Source organism: Porifericola rhodea, from assembly GCF_030506305.1.
In the GTDB taxonomy this organism is placed as follows: domain Bacteria; phylum Bacteroidota; class Bacteroidia; order Cytophagales; family Cyclobacteriaceae; genus Catalinimonas; species Catalinimonas rhodea.
On record NZ_CP119421.1, the window covers coordinates 1614966 to 1634208 of the forward strand.

Consider the following 19243-nt stretch of genomic DNA (forward strand, 5'->3'; position numbering starts at 1 on the left):
TCAGAAATACATTTTAAGAATATTACCATCATGCTAATAAAGCCCGGTCCATTACTCGCTCAGATTGATAGCCCCGCCGACGTAAAAGCCCTAGACCAAAGCCAACTAGTACAACTTTCTCAGGAACTCCGACAGTTTATTATTGATGTGGTTTCTGTATATGGAGGTCATTTTGGTGCCAGCCTTGGAGTTGTTGAGCTTACCGTAGCCTTGCATCATGTGTTTAACACTCCCTACGACCAACTAGTATGGGACGTAGGGCATCAGGCTTACGGGCATAAAATTCTTACTGGCAGAAAAGACAACTTTCATACAAACCGTATGTATAAAGGCTTGTCAGGTTTTCCTAAACGTAGCGAAAGCGAGTATGATGCCTTTGGGGTAGGCCACTCTTCTACTTCTATCTCTGCGGCTTTAGGGATGGCTGTGGCTTCAAATTATCAGGGCCTGAACGATAAGCAGCATATCGCTGTCATTGGCGATGGTGCCATGACTGGCGGAATGGCGTTTGAAGCGATGAACCATGCGGGTGTTTCAGATACTAACCTACTTATTGTACTCAATGACAACTGCATGTCTATTGACCCTAATGTAGGTGCTTTAAAAGATTACCTTACTGATATTACCACTTCCCAAACCTATAATAAAGTAAGAGATGATGTATGGAAGATGCTGGGTAAAATCAGCAAGTTTGGTAAAAGCGCTCAGGAAGTTGTGTCCAAAGTAGAGACCAGCATCAAAGCATTCCTTCTTAAGCAAAGCAACCTTTTTGAATCGCTTAACCTTCGTTATTTTGGCCCGGTAGATGGACATGATGTAGATCATCTGGTTCATGTAATGAACGACCTGAAAAGGATTCCCGGCCCAAAAATTCTGCATTGCATTACCGTAAAAGGCAAAGGCTATGCCCTGGCCGAAAAAGACCAGACTAAATGGCATGCGCCCGGTAAGTTTGATAAAGTCACTGGCGAAATTCGTAAAAAAGTATATGACGTTCCTCAGCCTCCCAAGTATCAGCAGGTATTTGGACACACTATTGTAGAGCTGGCAGAGCAGAACGAGAAGATTATGGGTATCACACCAGCAATGCCTTCTGGCTCCTCTCTGAATATTATGATGAAAGAAATGCCAGACCGAGCTTTTGATGTGGGTATAGCTGAGCAACACGCGGTTACCTTCTCTGCCGGTTTGGCTAGTCAGGGGCTTACACCCTTCTGCAATATATACAGCACTTTTATGCAGCGTGCATACGATCAGGTAGTACATGATGTATGTATACAAAAGCTACCCGTTATTTTCTGCCTAGACAGAGCCGGAGTAGCAGGTGCAGATGGACCCACTCATCATGGTGCTTATGACCTTGCTTACATGCGATGCTTACCCCATATGGTGATTTCTGCCCCCATGAATGAGGCAGAGTTGCGTAATTTGATGTATACCGCAACTTTGCATAAAGATGGGCCATTTACCATCCGTTACCCCCGCGGGCAGGGAGTTATGCCTGAATGGCGTACCGCTATGGAAGAGATTGAAATTGGCAAAGGAAGAAAAATAAAAGGCGGAGAAGAAGTAGCTATTCTAACAATTGGGCACATTGGCAACTATGCCGTAGAAGCATGCCAAACCTTGGCAGAAGAAGGCTTTAATCCAGCTCACTATGATATGCGTTTTGTAAAGCCTCTGGATGAAGAAATGCTGCACGAAATATTTAGCAACTATAAAAAAGTTATTACTGTTGAAGATGGCTGCCTGATGGGTGGATTTGGAAGTGCCGTGTTAGAATTTATGGCTGACCATGCTTATAACGCACAAGTGAAGCGTTTAGGTATTCCTGATCGTATTGTCGAACATGGTGAACAGATAGAGTTGCACCGTGAATGCGGTTATGATCCAGATGGTATCGCTCAGCAAGTAAGAGCTATGCAAGATGTTAACGCAAGCAGTTTTGTCTAAATTTTAAGACCTTAGCTTATAAACATAAAAGGCTGTCTCAAAAAAGAGACAGCCTTTCTTTTTTTTTATTATCGCAAAGGTTAGCTAAATTTCATAATTAGCCACAATACCAGATAAACTAAGATTGGTGAGCCAAATCCGATTATAGTAGCTATAACAAACACAATTCTAAGAATGGTAGCATCCCAACCAAAATGCTCGCCTATGCCTCCACACACACCACCTATTACTCTGTTAGTATATGATAAGCTTAGCTTTGCCATATTATATATAAATAAGTTTTTATGCCGGTACTGCTTTCTTATACTCTTCGTATACAGCAGAGATACCTTCACGTAATTCTATTTTATGTTTCCATCCGTAGCTATGTAGCTTACCTACATCCATCAGTTTACGAGGAGTCCCATCGGGTTTTGAAGTATCAAAACGCAACTCGCCTTCGAAGCCTACAATCTCTTTGATAAGGAGTGCCAGGTCTTTAATCGCAATATCTTCTCCTGTACCGATATTTACCAGCTCTGGCTCGCTGTAGTTGTCCATCAGGTACACACAGGCCTCTGCTAAATCATCTACGTGTAAAAACTCCCTTTTAGGGCTTCCTGTACCCCAAATTTCTACGGACTCAGCATTATTTTCTTTAGCCTCATGAAATTTACGTATCAGTGCAGGCAACACATGCGAATTGTTAAGGTCGTAATTGTCATTTGGGCCGTAAAGGTTAGTAGGCATTACGGAGATGTAATCACAACCATATTGCGAGCGGTAAGCCTCACACATCTTTATTCCAGCTATTTTAGCTATAGCGTAAGGCTCATTAGTAGGTTCTAGCTCACCCGTGAGTAAATAGTCTTCTCTAAGGGGCTGAGTAGCCATTTTTGGGTAGATGCAGGAAGAACCTAAAAATTGCAGTTTCTTTACTCCATTCTCGTAGCTTTGATGAATAACATTATTTTGTATCATCAAGTTTTCGTACAGGAACTGCCCTCTATAGGTATTATTGGCATGTATACCACCTACTTTAGCCGCAGCTAAAAACACATAATCAGGTTTTTCTTCAGCAAAAAACTGAGCTACCTGCCCCTGATCTTTAAGATCAAGCTCAGAAGAAGTTCTCAGCACAAAATTGCTAAAGCCTTTGCTTTGCAGGTTACGAAGTATAGCGGAGCCGACCATTCCTCTATGGCCGGCTATATAAATTTTAGCGTCTTTTTCCATAACAATTATTCGTGATAGCTGTACACCTTGTGTCCACCTTTCAGAAGGAATTTATCGCGCTTAAACAATTCTAAGTCAGACTGAACCATGTCTTTTACCAGACTTTCTAAAGTAAACTCCAGCTCCCAACCTAGTTGTTCACGTGCTTTGGTAGGGTCTCCAATAAGAAGCTCCACCTCGGTAGGGCGATAGTACTCAGGGTCAACTTTTATTACCTCTTTACCAACTTCTAGCTGGAAGTCAGGGTTGGTGCACTTGGCGACCTTACCTACTTCGTTTACGCCTTCACCTTCAAAAGTCAGCTCAATGCCCAGCTCTTTAAATGACATACGCACAAAGTCTCGTACTGTTGTGGTAATCCCTGTTGCAATAACATAGTCTTCTGCTTTTTCCTGCTGAAGTATGAGCCACATCGCCTGTACATAATCTTTAGCATGTCCCCAGTCACGCTTGGCATCCATATTACCCAGGTAGCAGATATCCTGCAAGCCGAGTGCAATACGAGCAGCAGCACGAGTAATCTTACGGGTAACGAAAGTTTCCCCACGAATAGGAGACTCATGGTTGAAAAGAATACCATTAACTGCAAACATATTATAGGCCTCACGATAGTTTACAGTAATCCAGTAACCGTACATTTTGGCTACAGCATACGGAGAGCGAGGGTAGAAAGGAGTCTTCTCGCTTTGAGGTACTTCCTGTACCAGACCATACAGCTCTGAAGTAGAGGCCTGATAGATTTTAGTTTTCTCCTGAAGTCCAAGAATACGTACAGCTTCCAAAATACGAAGTGTACCTAAACCATCTACATTGGCAGTGTACTCAGGTTCATCAAAACTCACTTTTACATGAGACATAGCCCCAAGATTGTAAATTTCGTCAGGTTGAACCTCCTGTACAATACGAATGATGTTCGTAGAATCGGTAAGATCACCATAGTGAAGCTTGAATTTCAGGTCTCTCTCGTGAGGGTCCTGATAAAGGTGATCGATACGATCTGTGTTAAAGAGAGAAGTTCTACGCTTGATACCATGAACTTCATACCCTTTTGATAAAAGGAACTCGGCTAAATAAGCACCATCTTGCCCAGTGATTCCTGTAATTAAGGCCTTTTTCATAATCAATTAATTATAACACTCAAGTATTTTTAAACGAATTCGTTATGTCCTTTTTCTTTAATATCTCCTAAAAACTTCTTAACCATTTGCTCCTGGTCTTTTTGACAAACCATGAGAGCATTGCCATCATAAATAACTATATAGTTTTCCAGGCCCTGCACCACGGCTATCTGATCTTTAGGAACTTTGATGAATGACTCTTTAGTATCATAGGTAAGTACCGTGCCCTGTAGGCTGTTACCATGTTTATCTTTCTCATGTTGAGAGTCAATAGATTTCCAGGTACCTAAGTCCGTCCAGCCGAAGTCCGCAGGAATTACATATACGTTGTCTGCCTTCTCCAGTATTCCGTAGTCAATAGAGATATTGATGCAGGCTTCATAAGTACGTTGGATATACGCCTTTTCGCCTTCTGTATAATAAACCTGGCTACCTTGGCTAAACAGTTGGTTAACTTCAGGCAAGTATTTTTCAAAACTTTTTATAATTGAGCTTACGCTCCATACAAATATACCTGAATTCCAGACGTAATTGCCTGCCTCTAAAAATTCTTTGGCAGTAGTAAGATCAGGTTTTTCTTTGAAAGCTGCCACTTTGTATACGCCACTTTCGCCATGTGCCTGGTCATATTCTATATAACCATAACCCGTATCGGGGCGCGTGGGGTTGATACCAAAAGTGATGAGCACGTCTTTTTTAGACGCCTCCTCAAAAGCCTGTATAGCTACGCTCTTAAAGTTATCCTGTTTTAATATCAGATGGTCAGCAGGAGAAACTATCAGGTTAGCTTCAGGATTTTTCTGTGCAATCTTATGTACCGCATAAGCTACACAGGGGGCAGTGTTGCGTAATTGCGGCTCCAGCAAAATCTGGTCGTCCGTCATGGCCGGAAGTTGCTCCTTAATCAGACCATAATAGTCTTCATTAGAGATGATGTAAATATTTTCTTCCGGGCAGACATCTAAAAGTCTGTTGTAGGAGAGTTGAAGGAGGGTCTCCCCCACGCCTAGCACATCATGGAATTGCTTAGGAAAGTGCTTACGGCTTACCGGCCATAGCCTTGTCCCGATTCCGCCCGCCATGATGAGCGCAAAGTTGTTTTGGTTTTGCACTTATTTGATATTTATTTTGATTAATCTATGCAAATATATTCAAATACTCAAACTTTCAAAACCTTACATGCATATTACATGGTCTTTAGCGAAGAAAGTACCAGAAAACTTCCGTTTCTTAAAGATTCTTTATTGTAAACGAAGCTTTCTGGTCCGGTACCCTGAAGAACCCTCCCTCCTGCACATTCTACAACTACCTGACCGGCAGCAGTATCCCATTCCATAGTGGGGCCATGGCGGTAGTAAATATCAGCCTTACCTTCTGCCACCATACAGAATTTAAGAGAGCTTCCTTTAGAAATGCTTTCCGTTACACCATAGCGGTTCAGCAGATCTTCCTCTTCTTCGGAGGCATGGCTACTACTGCGTACCGCTATTAGGTTTTGCTGCTTACTGTTGACAGAGATGCTTTCGGGCTGAGTTGGTAGCGTTTGCTTGTATGCACCAGCCTCTACATCTTCGGCATAGCCTTCTTTTGCTGCCAGATACAACTCTTCGGTCACTGGTGTATATATTACTCCGGCTACGGGTTTGTCATTATGTATCAGCGCGATATTTACGGTAAACTGTCCATTTTTTTTGATAAACTCTTTGGTACCATCTAAGGGGTCTACCAACCAAAAGTACTCCCAGTCCTTACGCGTAGCATAGTCTATATCTTTGCCTTCTTCGGAGATGATAGGTATGTCGGGGTATTTTTCCTCCAGACGCTTCATAATTACTTCATGAGAAGCCTTATCTGCGGTAGTTAAAGGGGAGTCATCTGCTTTAAAGTCTACAATTTCAGAAAAGTCTGCCTGATGGTAAATCTTAAGGATTTCTATACCTGCCTCTATAGCAATCTCACCCAGGGCGCTTACACTAATTTTCTTAGACATAATTAATGGTTTGTAATCAGGGGTTTACTTTTGTCTTATTTATAGAAAAAACCGAATCTGAAAGTGGGGATTTGTAAAAGTAGTTTATTCTGTATGGTAAAAAATATATATTGCTGAAATTCGGCTCATGCAAATAAAGTCAATTACAATCTAAAATCAATGGAAAGCAAAGCGAGAATTAGAATTGCCGTCAATGGAGGAGAGTTTGAAATAGAAGGTACTGAAGACTTTGTGAACTCTTATTCTGACACAATTAAAAGTTTTGCAAAAGTACTCAAAGAAAGTCCGGCTCCTTTTATGAACGAGCAGGATGCCAATACCGCAGCCGGTAGACAGTTTAGCATTTTTGATGCAGCTGACCCTAAACCGGCTCCTAGCCCGCAAAACGATAAGCTTACTGCTGCCTCTTTTGGCGAACTGTATTATAAGGCCCCCAAAAGTATAAGTAAAACTGATATTGTACTTTTGGCCAGCTACTATGTACAGTCTAAAAGTGAAGATGGCACCTTTACAACTCAGGAAGTCAACAAACTTCTTAGAGAGCATGGCATAGACCTGACTAATACCTCTCATTTCAACAAGCTTAATCAGGACTATAAAAAAGTATTTAAAATGAAGCAGGGCCGCTATAAAGTAAGTGAAGAAGGTGTAGATCACCTCAAGACAATACTACGCTGATGTTTACCCTAGAATAATTTCGGAAGCTTCGCTTAAATCTTTTACAATGTGCTGAGCTTCCGTTTCCTGTTGCTTATTACTGATGAGAATGGAGGGAATATCAAATTTTCTGGCCGGAACTATATCTCTTTCTTTGTCTCCAATCATCCACGACTGTAGTGGGTCTATGTCAAACCGGGCCATTGCTTTCTCAAACATAAGCGTATCGGGTTTTCTGCTTAGTGACTCACTGACAGTAGGGTGATGAGGGGCAAAGTATACTGCATCTATCACATGCTTGGTCTGCTCGTGCATATAATCATGGCACACATTCATATCTTCCCGAGTATAAATTCCTTTGGCTATACCTGACTGGTTTGTTACGATTACCAGCAGGTAGCCAGCTTCTTTCAGGCGGGCTAAGGCCTCAGGAACGCCAGGTAACATTTTAAAATGCTCCAAATCATAGGCATAGTTTACTCTGTCTTTATTAATGACCCCATCACGGTCCAGAAAAACACATTTTGTCATGACACGAAAAGTATAATAGCTAGATAAGAGTTAATACTTTTACCACTTTGCTCTGTAAAAGCTGCCCGAAATAACAAATATCTATACGCTGAGGCAAGTGAATTTTATTTAAGCAGGGAAATGATTTTTACCTTACGCCAGAATATCTATTTTTGGAGTTTTTAACCACATCACGGAATATATACAGTGAGCACCTGCCTAGTTGTCATTCCTACTTATAACGAAAGCGAAAATATCAGTGAAATACTGGAAAGCGTTCTCAATCAATCTGTCTTATTTGATGTACTTATCGTAGATGATAACTCCCCTGATGGTACTGCACAGATAGTTAGGGAAAAGCAACAAAAGTATCCCGGACGTATTCATTTGCTGGAACGTGAAAAAAAGAGTGGCCTTGGTCCCGCATACATTGCTGGATTTAAGCAGGCACTGGCGATGAACTACCTCTATATTTTTGAGATGGACGCAGATTTCTCTCACAATCCGGAGGATCTGGTACGCCTCTACGAAGCTTGCGCCCATGAAGGCTACGACCTGGCAATAGGTTCGCGCTACGTAAGCGGAGTTAATGTAGTAAACTGGCCTATGAGCAGAGTTCTCATATCTTTCTTTGCCAGCATATATATTCAGATGGTTACCAGTATGCCTATTCGTGATGCTACTGCGGGCTTTAAATGCTACCATAGAAATGTGCTACAAACTATCAACCTGGATAAGATTCGCTTTATTGGCTACGCTTTTCAGATAGAGATGAAGTTTACGGCCTGGCAGTACGACTTTAAGATAAAGGAAGTGCCCATTATCTTTACTAATCGTGTAAAGGGGGAATCTAAAATGTCACCGCGTATTTTTTGGGAAGCCTTTGCGGGTGTTATTCATATCAAGATCAGAAGCTTTTTTCGCAAATACCACCGTTAGTCAAAACGAATTGCTTTGATAGGATTAATACGGAGGATAATCATGGTAGGAATATTTAACACCAGGGCTACAATCAGGAAAGTAAGCAGGTTAAGTCCGATAATCGCCAGAAAATCCCAGTGAATAGGTACATACTCCATATAGTAGTTTTCAGGATCAAGTGGTATCAGCTTAAAGTAGTACTGTAATAGCCCAAAACCAATACCTATGAGGTTTCCGATAATCATACCTCTTACGATCAGTAGCATGCCATTATAACGGAATATTTTCCTGATCTGACGGTTACGTGCACCTAAGGCTTTTAGCACACCTATCATTTGGGTTCGCTCCATAATCAGGATAAGTAGTATACTGACAATATTGAAGCAGGCAACAAAAAGTATAAGCGATAAAAAAATAATTACGTTATTATTAATCAGGTCTAGCCACTCAAACATCTGCACATACTTATCGCCTACCTTTTCTATATACAGATCGTAGTCTAGCTCGTGCTGAAGACGGTTTTCCGCTTCTGCCATCTTGTCATAATCTTTCAGGTAGATTTCTACGCCACCCACCAGAGAGTCTGACCATTGGTTAATGCGCCTTACCAGTCCTATATCGCCAATAATCATCTGCTCATCAAACTCTTCTATGCCGGTATTGTAAATGCCCCGGATATGCAGCTTACGCACTCTTGCCTGTGGCGGGTTAATAAACAGCATACGCACATCGTTCCCTACTTCAAGTTGCAGAGCCTTCGCTATTTTACTGCTTATCAGCACATCGGTAGAATAGTTATTAGGAGCCTGAGGCAGGCTATCCTGAAAGCGAATGAAATTACCTTCTGCCAGGTTATTTTTAAAGCCTACGCTATCAAAGTTTGGCCCCACCCCTTTTATAAATGCGCCATATACCTCATTGTCTGTCTGTAGCAGTCCCGCGGTGTGGCCAAATACCTGCACATGATCTATAAATTCGTACTGCTCAGGGTTATCTATAAGAGGATTATGGATAGAGATGGGCTCCTCTTGCAGGGAGTTATCCAGAGAGTATTTGGTTACCTGTATGTGACCGTTAAAGGTGAAAATTTTATTAGTAATCACCTTTTTAAAACCTCCTAAAATTAGAAACGATACCAGCATAGTAGCCAGGCCCAGTGCAATACTGGCAATAGCTATCTTATTGATAGTGGCCGAAAAAGTCTTATTTTCAGCCTTATTTATCTTCTTTGATATAAAATAAGGAAGGTTCAAGTAATAGTAGAGCGTTTATCTTCTTACACCGTTTGGGGCGGACATTGCCACTTGTCTAAAAGTATTTATACATTTACAGCTTAAGTTTCACCCCACGCAAATTAAACAACTTTATGCGTCTGATCACACTAATATCTTTCTTTATTCTAGTACTGGCAACTGCCTGTCAGTCTCAACGCACAGCCGAAAAAACAGAAGCAGAAGAAACTGTAGAGGTCAGCCCGGAGATAATTCCGGCAGCCTGGCAAACAGAAAAATACTTACCCATACTGGAAGGGAAAAACATTGCGGCGGTGGTTAACCATACCTCGCACATAGGGGATACACATTTAGTAGATTCATTGTTAGCAATGGGGGTTCAGCTTAAAACTATTTTTGCCCCGGAGCATGGATTTCGTGGCGAAGCCGGAGCAGGTGAGCACATTCAAAACTCTACTGATACCAAAACAGGCTTACCTATCATCTCTCTTTATGGAAAAAACAAAAAGCCTCTGCCAGAGCAACTTAAAAATATAGACCTTGTCATTTTTGATATTCAAGATGTAGGTGCAAGATTCTATACATACATCAGCACCATGCACTACGTAATGGAAGCCTGTGCAGAGCTAGGCAAAGAAGTACTTGTGCTCGATCGCCCCAATCCAAATGGCTACTATGTAGATGGGCCGGTACTGGAAATGGAGCAGCAATCTTTTGTAGGTATGCACCCCATACCCGTAGTACATGGCCTTACCGTGGCTGAGTTGGCACAAATGATTAATGGCGAAGGCTGGCTGGAAGGGGGTAAAGAATGTAAACTTCATATAGTAGAGGTAAAAAACTATACTCATAGCGACCGCTACAAGCTACCTATACGCCCCTCTCCCAATCTACCTAACAACCAGGCAATCAACCTTTATCCTTCGCTTTGCCTTTTTGAAGGTACTGTCATGAGCATTGGCAGAGGAACCGAATTTCCTTTTCAGGTAGTAGGCTACCCAGATACTACTTTTTCTTCGCTGGGCAAGGACACTGATTTCAGCTTTGTGCCAGAAGATGTACCTGGTGTTGCTATGGATCCTAAACACGAAGGAGAGCGCTGCTATGGCCTGGACTTACGGGAGTCAGCTCACCTATCTGGCTTCAAACTGGATTATCTGATAAGTTTTTATCAGCAGGCTTCTACTTTGGGTATAAGCGATGAAGATTTTTTTCGTGAAAGCTTTTTTGACCTGCTGGCCGGCACAAAAAAACTAAGATCACAACTAACTTCCGGAGTAGAGCAGGCAGAAATCAGACAAAGCTGGAGTGCAGACCTGGAAGCTTATAAGTCCTTGAGAAAAAAATACTTACTGTACAAAGACTTTGAGTAAGAAGTCTTAAACATTTAAGTAGCACAGATATTATTGATATTATGGAAAAAGATCTAAGGATCATATTTATGGGTACGCCTGAGTTCGCAGTACCCTCTTTACAGATTTTGGTAGAAAGTGGTTTTAAAGTGGTAGCAGTAGTTACTGCACCTGATAAGCCACGTGGGCGAGGGCAAAAGGTAATCCCCTCACCCGTAAAAGCCTATGCTGTTGAGCAAAACATACCTGTTTTGCAGCCCACCAACCTTAAGTCGCCTGATTTTCATCAGGAGCTTAAGCAATATAATGCCAACTTGCAGGTGGTAGTAGCCTTTCGTATGTTGCCCGAAGCCGTATGGAGCATGCCGGAGATTGGAACATTTAACCTACACGCCTCCTATCTGCCTCAGTATCGTGGTGCGGCACCTATCAACTGGGCTATTATTAACGGAGAAAAAGAAACTGGCATAACTACTTTTATGCTTAAACATGAGATAGATACCGGCAGCATTATTTTTCAGGAGAAGGAGTCCATTCATGCAGATGACACCGCTGGCTCACTTTACACCAGGCTTATGTATAAAGGGAGCAAGTTGGTACTCAAAACTGTGCAGGCTATTGCCAACGATAAATATACACTACTCCCTCAGCAGGAAGAGGGAGTTGAACTTAAAGGAGCTCCTAAGATACATCGTGATACCTGTAAAATAGATTGGAACCAGCCTGCCGAGCAAATTCGCGACTTTGTGAGGGGGCTTTCGCCTTACCCCGCCGCCTGGACAACACTAGATACCCGCACAGGAGAAAAGACCTGTAAGGTTTATGCGGTAAGCAATACTGGAGAGAAAAACCCAAACCTGGCAGCCGGTCAGTATATCACTGATAACAAAAATTTTATACATATACAGACACAGGATTACCTACTCTCTTTTGACGAACTTCAGATTGAGGGTAGAAAAAAAATGACTGTAGAAGAATTTTTAAGAGGTAATACCTTATGATTAAATCCATCATCGCAGCTAAGTCTGACAATAACGTTATTGGTAAAGACAACGATCTGGTGTGGCATATGCCCGCCGATCTTAAGTTTTTTAAGAACACTACCAAGGGGCATTACGTCATTATGGGACGAAAAACATTTGAATCTATGAATGGCCCTCTGCCTAATCGTACGCACATCATTATTACACGTAAGCTAGACTATGAAGCAGAAGGTTGCTTTGTAGTAGAGAGTATAGAGGCCGCTTTTAAAATAGCAGAAGAAAAACTTTTAGATGAAGTCTTCATATTGGGAGGGGCCGAAATTTACAGACAGACTATAGATAAGGCAGATAAAATGTATATAACCGAGATCCAGTCCACCTTTGAAGGCGATGCTTTCTTCCCTGAAATAGACAAGAGCTATTGGAATGAGGTTAAACGTGAAGCACATGAAGCTGATGAGAAAAACCCTCACCCCTATGCTTTTGTAGAATATCTTAAGCGTTAGATTACAGCTCTCCCAAGGCCTCCATTAGCGAGGCTTCCATTTCTTCAAAGCGCAGCAACGCTTTATCCATAAAAGGCCCGCTCAACATCTGCCGGATATCCTCGTCTCCACTTACATCCATCTCTGGTACCTTAAAGGTTTGCTCTATTAAGCCTCTTTCCAGCTTTATTAAATACTTATTATTCCAGGAAAAAATAGTGATTTTACATTCAGCATGTGGAATCTCTCCTACTATTCGCATATCTGTATTTTTTCAAAAATCTGCTTAATTATTACATCCTAAATGTAATACTCTTTTCTACACCTTCCCAATCTCTTTGGTTCTACTACCTCGTTTTTCCTTGCTTAAGTAAATTATTCAAAAGTATTAATTTGTATTATTTATTTATTTTTTATTATTTTTGATATATATTTACATGCATATGAAATATTTAATGTTTTCATTTTTATACATTCTTCTTTTGAGCACTACTAATCCTCTGAAGGCTAACAGTAGCAAAACTCTACTAGAGGCTGATTCTGTAGTCCGTAAAACAGAAGTAGGATTTATAGAAAAACCCACCACAGAAGTAAAAACCCTTGAAAGTAAAGAGACTCTTCACTTTCAGCTAGACATTAACTCAGAGGGGCAACCTATTATTCTTGTGCACCTAACAGAAACAGCAGATTTAATAACTGTTAGTGCACACGATCTGGTTGGTCGTTCAACAGAAGTATTGCGAGAGCAAGAGCTAAGAGCAGGTTTTTACGAGTTTGCATTACCTGCCAAAACCTCAGAAAGCCTCAAATACTGGCAGGTAAGTGTCAATGGAAAGAGAATTATCAGCTTTATCAGATAAAGACTCAACCTTATGAAAATACTCATAGTAGACGATGACGATATAATGTTGCAGCTAATCGTGCATCAACTTAAGAACTTAGGAGAGCATGATGTAATTACTGCTACAAATGGTAAAAATGCCATTAGACTGGTAAAAGAACAGCAGCCTGATTTAATTATTACGGATTTGCTTATGCCAATAGCCTCTGGTACCGAGTTGGTAGAATATGTGCGTGAAAAGCTTAAAGTAAGCGCCTATATTATTGTTGTTTCTGCTATGGGGCTGGAACATGTACAGCAAGAAGCACTGGATATGGGTGCTAACCGCTTTATGACTAAGCCTTTTGACCTTGCCCAATTACTAGAATGCATACAAGAAGTGAACTCAATTTCTCAGGCTTCATGAAAAGGCATTGGTGTACCATATTATTAGCGCTGCTAGCTTTTCCAGCTTTTTGTCAGACAGACTCATTATTTAGAGCTGCCCAGCGCCAGGCTTATCATTCGCAATATGAGCCGGCCAGTACTACACTAAGCCAGCTGCTAAAATTGGAACCAGAGCATTATGATGCGCGCTTTCTTTCAGCTATGGTGCAAGCATGGGACGGCAATTACTTTGTAGCATTGCAACAGCTTAACACGCTCACTCATTGCTGCGCTCCAACAGAAGAAGCATTGGCTGCCATTGCCCGTATCAACCTATGGGCAGAAGAATACCCCAAAGCAATTGCAGAAGCGGATAAGGGTCTGCTGGTTTTTCCTGATAATGAAGACCTCCTTTATATACGTGCACAGGCAGAAGCTGCCTATCAGGCTTATGAAGATGCTCTTAATACATTAGATACTCTGCTTAACGAAAATGATGAGTACCCCAAAGCTGAGGAACTACAAGAAGAAATAGAAATACTAATAAGAAAAAATGCGGCAGGGCTTGAGTATAAGTACAGTCGTTTCAGCAACACATTTGCCCCCTGGCATCAGCTTAGTGCCAACTACCAGAGAAAACTGCAAAACATGCTGCTGATAGGGCGTTTACAACATGCCCAAATGTTTGATCAGCAGGGACTACAGTTTGAGATTGACGCATATCCAAAATTTGATAACAAGACTTACGCTTACCTCAATGCAGGCTTGTCTAACAATACCGTATTTCCGAAAGTACGCTGGGGAGCTGAGATTTTCAGGATACTTCCTGCTCAGTGGGAGGCCTCTGCCGGTATGAGAGGGTTGTATTTTGAGCAAACACCTATTCATATTTACACTTTACAATTAGGCCACTACTTTCCTGCTTACTGGTTATCTGGACGTGTATTTATGTCTACGCTGGAGAATGAAAGCCCCCTAAGTGGGCTACTCACCGCTCGCCGCTACCTTGGTAATAAAGATCATTACGCTACCCTTTATGTAGGAAGCGGGGCTACGCCCAACAGAGTGAATAGCCTGACAGAGGTGCAGAGGTTAAACGCTAACTGGATTGGTATTGACTATCAGCACCCTTTACAAAAAAGATTGTGGATTATCCGCTCGGCAGTAGAGTTTCAGCAGGAGACCTATCCTGAGGTTAGAACTACTGACCGCCTAAGTTTTACTATCTACCTTGAAAGGAGGTTCTAAGATGAATGACATACTCAACCACCTCATAGACGAAATTATGTTTTACTGGTACGCACTTTACTTTCTTCCTACAGAAGTGCGATTCTTCATACAGGCTGCCATGGCGTTATTACTTTGTAGTGCCTGCCTGATGATTACCCTTTACCTTCGTCGCTGGTACCTTAATGCGAAAGAGAACAAGCAGAAAGACCTGAAATTTCGTTTTCAATACTTTATTTATGATGCTCTGGTAGAGAGTAGTAAGCAAGAGGTTTTATCTTCTACTGCTATGATTGTACGCAAGTTCAAGCAACATGAGCTCAACTCAGCTATGGAGAAGCAGCTCATGATCAACCTTATGATTGAGCTAAAAAAGAACTTTAGTGGCAATGCAAAAAAGCAGTTTGAGCACTTGTACGTTTGCCTGGGCCTGCATCATATATCTGTCGCAAAACTACGAAGCAGCAACATCCAGGAGAGAATTAAAGGAATCAGAGAACTCTCAGAAATGAACTACCAGTGTGAGGCTTTGGAAAGAGCATTAACTGAATGGCAACTAAGCCCACATGAGCAATTGGCAGATGAGGTAAAGATTGCAGCAATCAAATGCCAATCTTCTCATATGCTCTCATTTCTGAACAACCAAGATACTCCGCTTAGCGACTGGCTTCAGATACAGCTACGGTACCATCTGGAAGCACTTCCGGCTGAGCAGCGCCCCAATTTCAGTCAGTGGCTAAACGCTCCATCTCCTTCAGCAATAGTTTTTGTATTACAGATGATTGTACTATTTCAGCAAAAGGGCTGTGTTAAGCAGATTAGCCAGCTACTACACCACTCATCTGATACTGTAAAGTCTGCTGCAATTGGTGCATTAGAGCAGTTAGAAGCACGAGAAGAAGCAGGAGCGTTATTTAATGTGTTGGACACTAACAACACCGAACTGAAAATAGAAGCACTACATGCCATTGGTCTCTTAGGCCAACTATTTCATGCTAAACTGCTCAACCCACTGTTACAGCATCCTTCAGCAAAAATTAAGCGGGCCAGCCAGCGTGCAATCAGTAGAATTAATGCACGTAATACCTCTACTGGTAATCATGCTACTTTAACTGCTCATACCATTACTTCCTGAATCTTTTACCATGAAAGAATTCTTAACACAGATCGTCGCGTATACCTCAGAGCATCTGATATTCTTATATGCTATCGCCATCTCTTTTATGAATTTATTTCTGGCGGCAGTGTCTATCTGGGAAACACGCAAGTATATTCATAAAAACAGCCTGGTTGATGATCATGCTATCCTTTCTTCTAATGCGGCACCTTCAATCTCATTGCTGGTTCCTATGTATAATGAGGAAATCAATATCATTGACAGTATCCGTTCGTTGCTCTCGCTACGCTACAATAATTATGATGTAATTGTTATCAACGATGGTAGCACCGACGACTCGCTTCACCGCCTGAAAGAGTACTTTCAGCTAATTCCTTTAGAACAATCATCAACCGGCCTTATTCCTACCCGAAAGGTTTTAGGGGTTTACAAATCAAGAAACCGCGCGTTTGGTAAACTTATCGTAATTGATAAGTTGAATGGAGGAAAAGCAGATGCATTAAATGCAGGTCTGAATATATCTAAAAGTAAGCTGGTGGCCACCATGGATGCAGACTCTATCATAGCTCCTGATGCGCTGCTTAAAATGGTTCGTCCGTTTATGCAAAGCAAATCCAGGGTGATTGCTACCGGAGCTATTGTAAGAATTGCAAACTCATGCAAAGTAGAAGATGGAAGCCTGGTAAATGTACAGCTTCCTACAAATCTTCTTGCCCGCTTTCAGACGCTGGAATACCTGAGGGTCTTTCTGCTTAGCCGTATTGCATGGAGCAAGCTTAATGGATTATTGATTATCTCTGGTGCCTTTGGCCTTTTTGACAAAGAGATTGCTATTAAGGCAGGAGGTTATGCTACTGATACAGTAGGCGAAGACATGGAGCTGGTACTACGTATGCGACGCTACATGCACGATATTAAGCAAAAGTATAAGGTATTTTATATACCAGACCCTCTTTGCTGGACGGAAGCCCCATCTGAGTTAGGGATATTAGGACGCCAAAGAAACCGCTGGGCCAGAGGAACCGCAGAAAGCTTATACAAACATAGAAAGGTTTTCCTTAACCCGCGCTACGGCCTTATGGGCATGCTTAGTTACCCTTACTGGTTCTTTTTCGAGTATCTGGCTCCATATGTAGAGGTGGTAGGTATACTTTACTTTATAGGTCTGGTTATTTGGGGTTCACTCAATGTTACGTACTTCTTCGCACTTCTGAGTTTGGTGTATGCATTTGCCGTATTTGTATCTATTCTTGCCCTTATCGCCGAGGAGTTTTCGTACCATAAATACAGCAAGCGTTCAGATACTGCCAAACTTGTACTTACAGCACTTTTAGAGCCTATACTTTATCATCCCATTGTATTGGTAAATGTGCTTAAAGGCTACTTTGACCTTTTACTCGGAAAGAAAAGCTGGGGAAATATGAAAAGAAAAGGCTTTAGAGAAGAGCCAAAAAAGAATATCAAGGTTACAGCTTAATATTATACTAATACTTATGGCAATCAAAAGCTCACTCTACAACATTAGGGCTAAGCTACTGGAGCTCTCTCAAGGAGATTTTGTCCAGGAAAGAAAGCTAGCCAATCAGTATTTCAAATCTTTTCAGGATTTAAGAGATTTATATGCTGTCAGCCTTATCAATCAGGATAAAAGACTACTTTTCTTTGTGTACGAAAAGTACAAACCTACACTACAGCTTCTGGACTTATCGGAGTTGGCTAAAGAGATTCAGGCTACGCTGGACCATGTGAAACAACTAAACTCAGGAGTAAGCGTGGATAAATCTGCTACGAAGGTAAAAAATTGCTGTGATCAGCTCATTCGGCAGCTTCAGCTTCATTATACATGGCTCAATTAATCATAAGTTAGGGTCGTTCCACAACTATAGTTGGTAGACAATACAAGCTATAAGTTGATAAAACGACCCTTTAGAATTATGAGATAATATCGAAACCAGTAAACGGCACCAGCACTTTTGGTATTTTAATTCCTTCTGGTGTCTGATTGTTCTCCAATATCGCCGCTACTATCCTCGGTAAAGCAAGCGCACTACCATTTAAGGTATGCAAAAGCTGGGTCTGGTTGTTAGCATCTTTGTACCTCAATTTTAGGCGGTTTGCCTGATAGTTCTCAAAATTACTGGCTGAGCTTACTTCCAACCACTTCTTTTGTGCTGCGGAAAATACCTCAAGATCATAAGTTTGTGCAGAGGTAAAACCTAAATCGCCGGCACAAAGATTAAGAACCCTGTACGGAAGTTCTAACTTCTCGAGTAGCGTACGAATGTACCTGGTCATATCTTCTAACGCCTGGTAAGAGTCTTCCGGGCGATGTATCTGCACTATTTCTACCTTATCAAACTGGTGGAGGCGGTTTAGTCCTCTTACGTGTGCTCCCCAAGACCCTGCTTCTCTTCTAAAACACGGAGTAAACCCTACATGACGTACCGGCAGATCTTCTTCCTTCAGGATCACATTACGATAAAGGTTAGTGATAGGCACTTCCGCAGTAGGTATCAGATAAAGGTTCTCGTTCACCAACTGATACATCTGTCCTTCTTTGTCAGGTAGTTGCCCTGTGCCATAACCAGAGTCTTCATTAATAACGATGGGCGGTTGAATTTCCTGATAGCCCTCCTTTTCAGCCTCACTTAGAAAAAAGTTGACCAATGCACGCTGTAGCTTGGCTCCTTTTCCTTTATACACAGGAAAACCCGCGCCAGTAATTTTATTACCCAGCTCAAAATCTATGATATCATACTGTTCTATTAACTCCCAGTGGGGCTTAGCTGTATCCGGAAGCTCAGTTGCCTCTCCCCATTGGTCTACAACGGCATTATCATTGGCAGTTTTGCCTTCGGGTACTTGCGGCCCCGGGAGATTAGGCACATGGTATAAAAGATTGTTCAGTTCTTCTTCGTATTGCTTCAGCTGCTCGCTTAATTGCTTGCTACGCTCTTTTAAACTAGACGTTTCCTGTTTGGCAGCTTCGGCTTCCTCCTTTTTACCCTCTTTCATGAGCTGCCCTATCTTTTTGGAAACCGATTTGGAAGAAGCTAATACCTGATCCAGCTCTGTCTGCGTACTTCTGCGTTGCTGGTCGGTATCTACGATGGTTTTTACCGTCTTTTCTGCTTCGGGAAAATGCCTTTTCTGCAAACCCTCAATAGCTTTTTCCTGGTTTTCTCTTAAAAAGGAGATTTGTAACATTTTTAAAAAATAATTAGTTAACGAAGTAAGTTTTTTTCTTTAAAGATGTATTGTTGAACTCATGTCGAC

At 41.7% G+C, this 19243-nt stretch carries 21 protein-coding genes; 12 read left to right on the top strand and 9 right to left on the bottom strand.

The genetic code is table 11. The features are described 5' to 3' along the window. Window positions 1-30 precede the first annotated feature (30 nt). A complete protein-coding gene (gene dxs, locus PZB74_RS06500; RefSeq protein WP_302241568.1) occupies window positions 31-1953 on the top strand; it encodes a 1-deoxy-D-xylulose-5-phosphate synthase in 1923 nt (640 codons plus the stop codon). An 80-nt stretch (window positions 1954-2033) separates the two neighbouring features. On the opposite strand, the gene PZB74_RS06505 is transcribed toward dxs, so the two are convergent. From PZB74_RS06505 to cysQ, 5 genes are all read right to left on the bottom strand, one after another. After that, on the bottom strand, window positions 2034-2216 hold the full coding sequence (locus tag PZB74_RS06505) for a PspC domain-containing protein (RefSeq protein ID WP_302241569.1): 183 nt from the start codon (window positions 2214-2216) through the stop codon (window positions 2034-2036). Window positions 2217-2235: 19 nt separating this feature from the next. Next, window positions 2236-3168 (bottom strand): GDP-L-fucose synthase, encoded by a 933-nt coding sequence (fcl, locus tag PZB74_RS06510; RefSeq protein WP_302241570.1) that lies wholly within the window; start codon window positions 3166-3168, stop codon window positions 2236-2238. 5 nt (window positions 3169-3173) lie between these two features. After that, a complete protein-coding gene (gene gmd, locus PZB74_RS06515; protein ID WP_302241571.1) occupies window positions 3174-4286 on the bottom strand; it encodes a GDP-mannose 4,6-dehydratase in 1113 nt (370 codons plus the stop codon). Between the two features lie 29 nt (window positions 4287-4315). Beyond that, window positions 4316-5398 (bottom strand): mannose-1-phosphate guanylyltransferase, encoded by a 1083-nt coding sequence (locus PZB74_RS06520; RefSeq protein WP_367281470.1) that lies wholly within the window; start codon window positions 5396-5398, stop codon window positions 4316-4318. 74 nt (window positions 5399-5472) lie between these two features. Further along, complete coding sequence (gene cysQ, locus PZB74_RS06525) at window positions 5473-6276, bottom strand: 3'(2'),5'-bisphosphate nucleotidase CysQ (protein WP_302241572.1); 804 nt, start codon at window positions 6274-6276, stop codon at window positions 5473-5475. 159 nt (window positions 6277-6435) lie between these two features. On the opposite strand from cysQ, the gene PZB74_RS06530 reads away from it, so the two are divergent. Next, window positions 6436-6954, top strand: coding sequence for a hypothetical protein (locus tag PZB74_RS06530; protein ID WP_302241573.1), 519 nt, complete (start codon window positions 6436-6438; stop codon window positions 6952-6954). A 3-nt stretch (window positions 6955-6957) separates the two neighbouring features. On the opposite strand, the gene PZB74_RS06535 is transcribed toward PZB74_RS06530, so the two are convergent. Next, window positions 6958-7464 (bottom strand): D-glycero-alpha-D-manno-heptose-1,7-bisphosphate 7-phosphatase, encoded by a 507-nt coding sequence (locus tag PZB74_RS06535; protein ID WP_302241574.1) that lies wholly within the window; start codon window positions 7462-7464, stop codon window positions 6958-6960. Window positions 7465-7650: 186 nt separating this feature from the next. On the opposite strand from PZB74_RS06535, the gene PZB74_RS06540 reads away from it, so the two are divergent. Beyond that, the gene (locus tag PZB74_RS06540) at window positions 7651-8382 is read left to right on the top strand and encodes a polyprenol monophosphomannose synthase (RefSeq protein ID WP_302241576.1); all 732 of its coding nucleotides are present in this window, start codon (window positions 7651-7653) and stop codon (window positions 8380-8382) included. Here PZB74_RS06540 and PZB74_RS06545 read toward each other — a convergent pair. Beyond that, on the bottom strand, window positions 8379-9617 hold the full coding sequence (locus PZB74_RS06545) for an ABC transporter permease (protein WP_302241577.1): 1239 nt from the start codon (window positions 9615-9617) through the stop codon (window positions 8379-8381). The two genes, PZB74_RS06540 and PZB74_RS06545, sit on opposite strands and share 4 nt — an antisense overlap. 113 nt (window positions 9618-9730) lie before the next feature. On the opposite strand from PZB74_RS06545, the gene PZB74_RS06550 reads away from it, so the two are divergent. The 3 genes from PZB74_RS06550 to PZB74_RS06560 are packed head-to-tail and all read left to right on the top strand — an operon-like array spanning window position 9731 to window position 12437. Continuing rightward, entirely contained in the window at window positions 9731-10969 is a 1239-nt protein-coding gene (locus tag PZB74_RS06550) for an exo-beta-N-acetylmuramidase NamZ family protein (protein ID WP_302241579.1), read from the top strand. 41 nt (window positions 10970-11010) lie between these two features. Then, window positions 11011-11949, top strand: coding sequence for a methionyl-tRNA formyltransferase (gene fmt, locus PZB74_RS06555; RefSeq protein ID WP_302241580.1), 939 nt, complete (start codon window positions 11011-11013; stop codon window positions 11947-11949). Beyond that, window positions 11946-12437: a dihydrofolate reductase gene (locus PZB74_RS06560; protein ID WP_302241582.1), complete on the top strand. Its 492-nt coding sequence runs from the start codon at window positions 11946-11948 to the stop codon at window positions 12435-12437. Before fmt ends, PZB74_RS06560 begins: the two co-directional genes overlap by 4 nt. 1 nt (window position 12438) lies before the next feature. Here the strand turns inward: PZB74_RS06560 and PZB74_RS06565 are convergent, their stop codons facing one another. Next, entirely contained in the window at window positions 12439-12678 is a 240-nt protein-coding gene (locus tag PZB74_RS06565) for a hypothetical protein (protein WP_302241583.1), read from the bottom strand. Window positions 12679-12898: 220 nt separating this feature from the next. Between PZB74_RS06565 and PZB74_RS06570 the strand changes: the two genes are divergently transcribed. Genes PZB74_RS06570 through PZB74_RS06595 form a run of 6 tightly spaced genes read left to right on the top strand, consistent with a single transcriptional unit; the run spans window position 12899 to window position 17823 of the window. Further along, window positions 12899-13276, top strand: coding sequence for a hypothetical protein (locus PZB74_RS06570; protein WP_302241584.1), 378 nt, complete (start codon window positions 12899-12901; stop codon window positions 13274-13276). 12 nt (window positions 13277-13288) lie between these two features. Further along, window positions 13289-13663 carry a response regulator gene (locus PZB74_RS06575; protein WP_302241586.1) on the top strand — a complete coding sequence of 125 codons (375 nt, stop codon included), beginning with the start codon at window positions 13289-13291 and terminating at the stop codon, window positions 13661-13663. Continuing rightward, window positions 13624-14871, top strand: a complete 1248-nt coding sequence (locus tag PZB74_RS06580) for a YaiO family outer membrane beta-barrel protein (protein WP_302241588.1) — start codon at window positions 13624-13626, stop codon at window positions 14869-14871. The genes PZB74_RS06575 and PZB74_RS06580 overlap by 40 nt, the downstream gene beginning before the upstream one ends. Before the next feature lies 1 nt (window position 14872). Next, window positions 14873-15985: a HEAT repeat domain-containing protein gene (locus PZB74_RS06585; RefSeq protein WP_302241590.1), complete on the top strand. Its 1113-nt coding sequence runs from the start codon at window positions 14873-14875 to the stop codon at window positions 15983-15985. 10 nt (window positions 15986-15995) lie between these two features. Further along, a complete protein-coding gene (locus tag PZB74_RS06590; RefSeq protein WP_302241591.1) occupies window positions 15996-17444 on the top strand; it encodes a glycosyltransferase family 2 protein in 1449 nt (482 codons plus the stop codon). A 16-nt stretch (window positions 17445-17460) separates the two neighbouring features. Next, a complete protein-coding gene (locus PZB74_RS06595) occupies window positions 17461-17823 on the top strand; it encodes a hypothetical protein (RefSeq protein WP_302241592.1) in 363 nt (120 codons plus the stop codon). 76 nt (window positions 17824-17899) lie between these two features. Here PZB74_RS06595 and serS read toward each other — a convergent pair whose 3' ends face one another. Beyond that, entirely contained in the window at window positions 17900-19174 is a 1275-nt protein-coding gene (gene serS / locus PZB74_RS06600) for a serine--tRNA ligase (protein WP_302241593.1), read from the bottom strand. Between the last annotated feature and the right edge of the window lie 69 nt (window positions 19175-19243).